This window comes from Verminephrobacter aporrectodeae subsp. tuberculatae At4 (assembly GCF_000193225.1).
Classification (GTDB): domain Bacteria; phylum Pseudomonadota; class Gammaproteobacteria; order Burkholderiales; family Burkholderiaceae_C; genus Acidovorax; species Acidovorax aporrectodeae.
On sequence record NZ_AFAL01000280.1, the window covers coordinates 1 to 414 of the forward strand.

Here is a 414-nt window from a genome sequence, read left to right on the forward strand (position 1 = left end):
CGGCCGAGACCGTGGCCGTGGGCACCGAGGCCGGCGCGCCCACGGCGATCCGCTGGCTCAGGGTGCACGGTGCGCAATTGCACAACTTGCAGAACCTGAACGCCGCCGTGCCGCTGCAGCGCCTGGTGGCCGTCACGGGCGTGAGCGGATCGGGCAAATCCACGCTCGCGCGCGACGTGCTGCTGGCCAATGTGCGGGCCTGGGTGCAGCAGCGCAGCACCCGGGCCGGGCGCGAAGCCATGGACGCGGGCCGGGCGCCGCCGCTGGTCGGCTGCACGGGGTTGTCGGGCTTCGAGAGCATAGACCGCGTGCTCGAGGTGGACCAGACGCCGATCGGCAAAACACCGCGCTCCTGCCCCGCCACCTACATCGGCTTTTGGGACAGCATCCGCCAACTGTTCGCCGAAACGCTCG

General features: G+C 71.3%; 1 protein-coding gene. It reads left to right on the forward strand.

All coding sequences use genetic code 11. The annotated features are described in order from the left end of the window. Positions 1–414, forward strand: a 414-nt coding sequence (locus tag VTU_RS26175) for an excinuclease ABC subunit A (RefSeq protein WP_010102345.1), incomplete at both ends; no start/stop codon positions are given.